This is a genomic window from Streptomyces sp. NPDC088733 (assembly GCF_044751185.1).
Taxonomy (GTDB): domain Bacteria; phylum Actinomycetota; class Actinomycetes; order Streptomycetales; family Streptomycetaceae; genus Actinacidiphila.
On the sequence record NZ_JBIVLH010000055.1, the window covers coordinates 1 to 7,595 of the forward strand.

The 7,595-nt window shown below is 63.7% G+C and carries 7 protein-coding genes; 5 read left to right on the forward strand and 2 right to left on the reverse strand.

Annotated elements, in window-relative coordinates; genetic code table 11:
• Positions 1 to 264: 264 nt before the first annotated feature.
• Entirely contained in the window at positions 265 to 651 is a 387-nt protein-coding gene (locus ACIP64_RS41315) for a hypothetical protein (protein WP_401597994.1), read from the forward strand.
• Between the two features lie 26 nt (positions 652 to 677).
• Here ACIP64_RS41315 and ACIP64_RS41320 read toward each other — a convergent pair whose 3' ends face one another.
• Complete coding sequence (locus tag ACIP64_RS41320; protein ID WP_401597997.1) at positions 678 to 1,328, reverse strand: cysteine hydrolase family protein; 651 nt, start codon at positions 1,326 to 1,328, stop codon at positions 678 to 680.
• A gap of 430 nt (positions 1,329 to 1,758) precedes the next feature.
• On the opposite strand from ACIP64_RS41320, the gene ACIP64_RS41325 reads away from it, so the two are divergent.
• Positions 1,759 to 1,932: a hypothetical protein gene (locus ACIP64_RS41325; RefSeq protein ID WP_401598000.1), complete on the forward strand. Its 174-nt coding sequence runs from the start codon at positions 1,759 to 1,761 to the stop codon at positions 1,930 to 1,932.
• Positions 1,933 to 2,633: 701 nt separating this feature from the next.
• Here the strand turns inward: ACIP64_RS41325 and rsgA are convergent.
• Positions 2,634 to 3,872 carry a GTPase RsgA gene (rsgA, locus tag ACIP64_RS41330; RefSeq protein ID WP_401598001.1) on the reverse strand — a complete coding sequence of 413 codons (1,239 nt, stop codon included), beginning with the start codon at positions 3,870 to 3,872 and terminating at the stop codon, positions 2,634 to 2,636.
• A gap of 885 nt (positions 3,873 to 4,757) precedes the next feature.
• Between rsgA and ACIP64_RS41335 the strand changes: the two genes are divergently transcribed.
• The 3 genes from ACIP64_RS41335 (at position 4,758) to ACIP64_RS41345 (ending at position 7,504) form a co-directional block, all read left to right on the forward strand.
• The gene (locus ACIP64_RS41335) at positions 4,758 to 5,147 is read left to right on the forward strand and encodes a hypothetical protein (RefSeq protein WP_401598004.1); all 390 of its coding nucleotides are present in this window, start codon (positions 4,758 to 4,760) and stop codon (positions 5,145 to 5,147) included.
• Positions 5,148 to 5,176: 29 nt separating this feature from the next.
• Entirely contained in the window at positions 5,177 to 5,881 is a 705-nt protein-coding gene (locus ACIP64_RS41340) for a hypothetical protein (RefSeq protein WP_401598007.1), read from the forward strand.
• Positions 5,882 to 5,986: 105 nt separating this feature from the next.
• On the forward strand, positions 5,987 to 7,504 hold the full coding sequence (locus tag ACIP64_RS41345; RefSeq protein WP_401598010.1) for a GMC family oxidoreductase: 1,518 nt from the start codon (positions 5,987 to 5,989) through the stop codon (positions 7,502 to 7,504).
• The last annotated feature ends 91 nt before the right edge of the window (positions 7,505 to 7,595 follow it).

Sequence of the window (7,595 nt, forward strand, 5' to 3'; positions counted from 1 at the left end):
GGCGCAACGGCCCCCCGGCCCCCTGGCTCCCTGACGACGCCCAGCGACTCGACTTCGAAGCCGGCGACTGAGCAAGATCGTGTTACGAGCTCTTATGACCGATTACTACGGGTCGGCAGCATGCGCGTGGACGCCCCCCCGGGCGCAGTGCTCGCGGCCGGCGATGGGCAGCCCCACGCGCCACTGCCGCTCGGGCGGGTACGACGTTGCCGCGTCCGGGGGCGGGAGCTCCGCCGGTACGCCGACGACCGGGAGGCCGTGCACTTGACCTTGTGGCCCGCGCTGTCTGACGGCCGACGGACCGCGTGGTTCTGGTGGGACCTGGACCTCTGCGAGATCAGGGCATCGGGGATGGCGACCAGCCCGGTCGAGCACGCACTGGTCGACGGCGACGCTGTCCGTGTCCACCCGGGCGGCGTGCCGCCGGACCAGGTGCCGACGTACCGGGGGTACGAACCGGGGCAGCAGCCACGAGTGCAGGTGCGCGTCGGAGGCCGGTGGCATGACGGCCGGGTCTGGCACACGATCCGCTACCGGGACGGTCGACATGCGGTGCAGGTGAAGATGACGTTCCTGGAGGGCGACGACTGGCCGGTCGTGTACTGGCGCACCTACTGGTGGAACCCGCGTGCGATCCGCGTCATGCGCTAAGCACCCGTCGGGACGCAACCGAATGATCACATGGCCATCGCCTGAGGAAGCTTACCCACGATCGTCAGGAATTCGTCGGTAGTGAAAATGGCGTGAGCATAGGCGGGAGCGTTGATGTCGAACGTCGCCTTCATCTCGTCCCAGTTGAAGGCACCGATGGCGTCACGGATGAGCGTGACGTGATAGCCGAGTTCCTGGCCGAAGCGCGCGGTGGTGTCGACGCAGGTGTTGGCCTTCATCCCGATGATAATGATCTTCTGTACGCGGTGCTGTTTGAGCAGCATGTCCAGGTCAGTGTTGGCGAAGCCGCTGGAGGCCCAGTGCTGCCGCATGACCAGCTCATTCTCGCGCGGCACGAAGTCGGGGTGCCACTTGGCTCCCCAACTCCCGGCGGCGAAAGTCTGCCCCTTCACAACGCGCTGTTGAGTGGGGGACAGGTGGTCCCAAGTGCGGTAATCGTCAGGTGTCGTCTGATGGTGAGGCACGATAAAGACGCAAAAACCCAGGTCACGTGCGGCGCCGAGCATGGCGCGCATGTTGTCGAGCAGGCCGATGCCTTCGGCAACCTCTTTGGCGGCAGGCCACAGCTTCCCGCCATCCGACAGGAAGTCGTTGTACGGGTCGATGATCAGCAAGGCTGTCTCATCCGGGGCGTAGGTATTCGCTTGCACGTCCATCGCTCCACGCTCCTGTCTCGTGCAGATGCCGCCACCTGCGCAACGAGTTGACTGACCAGGGCGACCTGCCCCCAAGGGAGCAGTGCTGCCGAGTGCACAGGGCCATTACCAGCATGCGCCTCTCGCCAGCCCGGGGCATTCTGTCCGGCGCAGATGCCGCGTCACCGTGTGATGCCGGCAGCCGACGCGTTCGCGTCGACGGCACGATCCTCGGGTTGGGCTGGAGTTCCTGCACTGCGCGGGTCTGTAACCGGACGAGATCGACTTCACTGAACTCGAACCCTTCAAGTGGCGCCTGGCATACCGCCACCCCAGACGAACTGACCCGCGTCTATGGTCGAAATGAAGGCACAACTGCCCGATCAACACAGCAGAACACGCACACGCGGTCAGTCCTGCGCTGCCCGAAAGCTGCCCGAAGAGGAGAAGTATGTCCGGCACCACCGCCCCAATCACGCCGCCGCAGCCCGGAAACAAGGTGCACCGCCGGCCCCGGGTCACCGCCGACCGGCGCCTGCTGGCGCTGGAAGCGAGCAAGGGCGCCGCACGATCCCTCGGCGCGGCCGCGGCCAGCGCGGTCATCTGGTGGATCCGCGAGCGCTGAACCACCCTCAGCGATTTCACCAGCGGGTCCTTCATTCGAAGCCGACTGCTGGTCTCGGTGAGGATGATGGCTGGTGGTCGGCCCCCGGCCCGCACCGGGGCAGTCCGATTCGATACGCAGCGCTGGCCGAGCCGCACAGGAAGGCGCAGCACGAGCATGTCGCTCCCTGACACCGCCTACAGCCACCCCTCCCCCACGGCAGATACCAATGAGGCACGATGGGTCGCCTGCGACGAGTCCGGTTGGGACGGCGAACATCTCATCAACGGCAACCGCTACCTGGTCTACGCGTCTGTGGCCATGGACGACGCTCAGGCTGGCCCGGTCGTCAACCAATTGCGGGAGACACGAAGGCGGGTTGGTAACGTTCGCGTGCTCGAAGCAAGATGGGGCAGGTCATCTGATCTGGCTTGCCCTGTGGGGCGGGTGGGAAGGATGTCGCTGTGCCCAAACCCTATCCCGAAGAGTTCCGCGAGGATGTCGTGCGGGGCGCGAGGAACCGCGTTCCGGGTGTGACGGTCGAGCAGGTGGCGACCGACTTCGGGGTCCCGATGCAGCTGTAGAAGTGGATGCGCCGGGCGGACATCGATGAAGGTGCCAAGCCTGGGGTGACCAGCCGGGAGAGCGCGGAACTGCGGGAGGCACGTCGGCGGATCAAGCTGCTGAAGTCCGATTCGACTGATCGATATAAAATGACAATGTCAGTCTCGCTTGAATCGCGACAACCAGGTCGGCCGACGATCCGTCATGCGTTCCCGGTAGCACTTCAGAAATAGTTCGATGTAGCTCGATTCCCGCTCGTTTACGACCTCTTCCGGATGGGTCCGCATATATTCGCAAACCTCCATCCAAGAGCGGCCCACAGCCCACATCATAGGCGCGGCGACGGCCGTGCTAACGGCCGCGACTACAAGATTGACGCCTGGGATGAGCTTGGCCCCCTGCTTGGCCGCAGCCTGGCCAGCCTTCTTCGCAGCTTTCTCGGCAGATCGCCTGGCCACCTCTTCGGCAAGCCAGCCGGCTCCTTGCTTGGCTGCGTTGCCGCCGAGAAATACCTTCCAGGACAGATTTATCAGAGCCGCTTTGTCCACGGGTACACCGTAGAGGACGCTGATCGTAGCCATCATCCCAGCGAGGGCGAGTGTGAATCCCGCCATGTCAACACCGATCGGCATCAATTGAGTTCCGAAGGCCGCACCCACTGCCACTTTAATCGCGCGTTCAGAGAGGACGCGCTGACGGCTGAAGTCGAGTCTCTGTGCGGCGATGGCCGCGGTTCGTACAGCTTCTGGGATGGTTTCGACAGTTGCGTCGAGAAGTTCCTGGAGTCCGTGAACGGGATATATTGTTCCGCTGAGCTCGACCGTTTCGACAGAGTTGACCAGAAATATTTTTCGTCCGGCGATAGGGAGTCCCCTCTCCGTAATGTGCTGCATCAAAGTCAGAGCGGCAGGGTCGATTCGGTCGCCGAGTTTCGATACTCGAGTTAGTACGATGAAGACTGGGAGGCCTAGATCGTGTAGGGCTCGAACCGCATCCGCGTGGGAGTCCAAGAAACGTGTGCTGTGGTGATTTACGACGAACCATACTGCGTGTATTCGCGCGGCGAGAGGCCCCTGGCGAGAGCGCTCCACGATACCCTTAACCTCTGAGATGAGCATGGACAGGTCTCCTTGGCCAATCTCGAAGCCGGGGGTGTCATAAATGCCCAGTAGATCGTCCTCATTCTTACGGTATAGACGCACGTTCGTGGTCTGATGATTTCCGATCCCGGTTCCCGCGAGTTCGATACCGAAGACCGCGTTGACGAGGGTACTCTTGCCAACGCCGGAGTCGCCGAAAACTGCAAGATTGAATTTGCCGATTGTTTCGAGTGCAGTATCAAAAGCCTCCGCTACCTGGCGTGAAAACTCGTCGAAGTCGAACAGTTCGTTAGGCATTGTCCCCCCAGAATCTCCCGAACGACCAATAGCACGTCGCAGTACGACGCCGGCCGCGAACGCACGTGGCTCCCGGTACGGAAGATACCTTCATTGCTCCCCACCGACAATGGCAAGCGCCAGGTTGAGGTAGCCCTGCTGTAGACAAATCTGAGAGGGGCCCCTCTCGGTACAGGAAGATAAAATTCCGCTTTGCGACCTCGCGGGAAGTTCGCAACGGCTTTAGGGCTAACACGGTCACAGAGCGGGAGCATCAGAGGAAGGCCGTCGTTCATCCGCACCTACGAGGCTGACCCCTTCCGTCGGCGACCCCACCGGGGATTTCACTGGACCGAGGATTCTTGATCGTGATGTTGGACCATCAGGCATGGTGAGGCCGGGGCCGTGGTGAAATCGGACCCGCGAAGCGTCTTCAGGGACGCGATCCCCATCTCCTGTCACCCGCTCTTTGAACCCCTGCGCCTGGGGGCGTATACGACCTACGACGTAGACGCCGCTTACCTATGGACGTACTGACGGATTCTTGTCGCCCCGTGGGGAGGTTGGCGCGGCAGTGCGTGAAGGTCAACGTCTCGCGATGCGCGGGCAGTCGGACGCTTCGGGTACGGCTGGTCCGTGGTCCACGCTTGCAGGGCCACAGACTAGGGGATGGGCTTGGCGACCACGCACCAGACGGCCTGTGCGTGTCAGCCATCTCGGCTTCACGAACGCTGAGTGGCTGCATCCGTTGCATGTCCTTCTGTACGCGATCAGTTGGAACGGCAGCCTCCCGTGCATGACATCTCGGTTGTGGGCATATACGCGATGGCTGCTCAGGGGAGAGGCTGGAATCCCTGGAGAGACGTATCCACGGGAGGTCCGCCTATCCGCGGGAAGGACGCAACAGTGCAAATCAGTAACGACAAGGCGACTGCGATCGGTGAGGAGATCGTCTTCAAAGGAACTCCCGGCTATCCAACTTTTTCCCAGCTCAATTCGCTGACCGACGATGAAATCAAGATATTGCACGACCTGGCCCTGACGAAGAATCTCGACGATGCGGTGAGTGCTGAATGGTTGGCTGCCAATGCGGAATTGGCTGGCAGGGTCAAAGATCTGCTGGGAACACTGCAATGGTCGCATCAGCGCGAGATAGCTCTCTTCTATCGAGAGGAGATCACGCGGCGAGAAGCGTCCGTCCGAGAAGCTCGGATGGAGCGGCTAACGCTGATCGCCACGGCGACAGGACTGGCCGCATTGATAGTTGCAATCGCTACCGTCCTCATAACGGCTTAGGTGCAGGCGTGGGTGGATTTGAGTCAACGATGAGAGTGCTGGTCTGGTATCCGTCGGTTAGTGGGAATCCCGCCAAAGGGCCCCTCGACGGGATACGTTCCTATCGAGCGGTCAGGAAAATAGAGATCAATCTATATCCGGAGCTTCTGCGTGTAGGACACGCCGCCCTGCTTCTCGGGCAGGGAGTGTACATAAGTGTGTATCCAGGTGCCCCGATCGTCCCGGCGTCATCTGAACGCCCGATACTGACCGGGAAGCGCATGCTGACAGATCCGGTCCATTTTAGCCCTCTGTTAGTGGACCATCCTGATGACGATCAACAAATTCAGGGGAGGCCGGCCGACTGGCTGATCGATTTCCCCGCTGTGCCGACGACAGCGCTGCTCGACAGGTCTCACCATATGGCGGATCGTGCCTACTGTTTGACTCACTGGAACTGCAGCCACGTTATCATCTGCCTCCTTAATTACATGATGGATGAATGGCGGAGAGGCCTAACCGCGAAGGAGTTGGCGCTGGCGAAGGGGCGTAGAATATTGGGCATCGGAAAAGTAGCCTCTGTTTACGCTAGGCGGACCTGGCCGATCCTGATTTTTGGATCGGATGACGATCTCTGGGAGCGGAACGCGAAAGGTATTGCGACTTACGAAGGCCCTTATACAACTCCCGGACATGTCCAGTCGCGATCAATTGAAATAGCGCAGATGATGGGGGTGTCGATCCCGCAAGCTTGACCTTCGTGCGTGGTGGTCCGCCCGCGGCTACGCTGACACAACACCCTGGGAAACACGGCGCAACCCGTTCGACCCCACGTGCCGGACTCCCGGACGGGAGGCACGATGAGTCACGCTGCGGCGAGCTTCGACTACGCGGTCGTGGGTGGTGGTTCGGCCGGCAGCGCCGTGGCACGGCGCCTGGTCGAGGACACCGGGGCCACCGTTCTGGTGCTGGAGGGCGGCGGGCCCGTCGTTCCCGCGCCGAGCCTGCACGACCCGGCGCGCTGGGTGGAGAACATCGGCTCGGCCTTCGACTACGGGTACCGCTACGAGCCTCACCCGGCCACGCACGACCGACCGCACCTTCTCTCCCGGGGCAAGGTGCTGGGCGGCTCCGGCGCCGTCAACGCGCTCCTGTGGACCCGGGGGCACCGAGCTGACTATGACGCCTGGGCGGGGGCCGGGCACACCGGATGGGACTTCGAGTCCGTGCTGCCCCTGTTCCGGCGGAGCGAGGACTGGGAGGACGGGGAGAGCCGCCTGCGGGGCGCCGGCGGTCCCGTGCGTGTCGAGCGCGCGAAGGACCTGCACCCGGTCGCCTCGGCGCTGATCGAGGCCGGCATGTCGCTCGGCATGCCCTACCTGGACGACGTCTCGCCGGAGGAGCCGGAGGGCGTCGGCCCGACCACCATGAACGTCCGCGACGGCCGCCGGGTCAACCCCTGGGACGCCTACATGGGCCCGGTCCTGCATGAGGAGCGGCTGACGGTCCTGACGGGCGCGACCGCCCGGGAGCTCGTACTGACCGGCGGCCGCTGCCTGGGCGTGCGGTACGCCCTGGGCGGCAAACCGGCCGAAGCGCGCGCGGACTCCGCGGTGATCCTCAGCGCCGGGGCGATCGACACCCCCGGGCTGCTGCTGCGGTCCGGCATCGGCCCCGCCGCCGACCTGGCCCGGGCCGGTGTCGGCGTGCACACCGACCTGCCCGGTGTCGGCGAAAATCTTCAGGAGCACCCGCTGCTGGCCGGCCTGTGCCTCGAGCCGGCCATGGAGCTGCCGGCCCCCAACAACAACCTGGAGGGCAGCGTCGCCTTCTGGCGCAGCGACCCCGGCGTGGACCGGCCGGACCTGATGTTCGTGGCGATGCAGGTGCCATATGTCTCAGCCGAGATCGCTGCGCGGTGTGCGGTGCCGCCCGACGGCTTCTGTATCGTTCCGGGGCTGTCGAGGCCCCGCAGCCGCGGCAGGCTGTGGCTGGACTGTGACGGCGAGGTCCGCGTCCAGCCGAACATGCTGGAGGTCGAGGCCGATGCGACCGCGCTGCTGCGCGGCGTGGACATCGGCCTCGACCTGGCGTCCCGGCCGGGCTTCCGAAGGATCGCCGGGCGCCAGGTGGTGCCCGAGCCGGGGGCGACGCGGTCCGAGAAGGTGGCCTTCCTGCGCGACGCCGCGATGCCCTACCTCCACCCGGTCGGCACCTGTGCCATGGGGCCGGTCGTCGACGCTCAGCTGCGTGTCCACGGCGTCGAGGGACTGCGGATCGCCGACGCGTCGGTGATGCCCGAGATCGTCAGCACGTACCCGCACGCGACCACCGTCATGATCGGCGAGTTCGCCGGCGCACTGCTCGCCGCGGGCTAGTACTGCAACGGTCTTTGTCGTGACGGGTGGGCAGCTTCGGGTGGTGTGTGACCGCGTCGTTTGTAGTGGCTGATTCGGGCTTGGTGTTGTC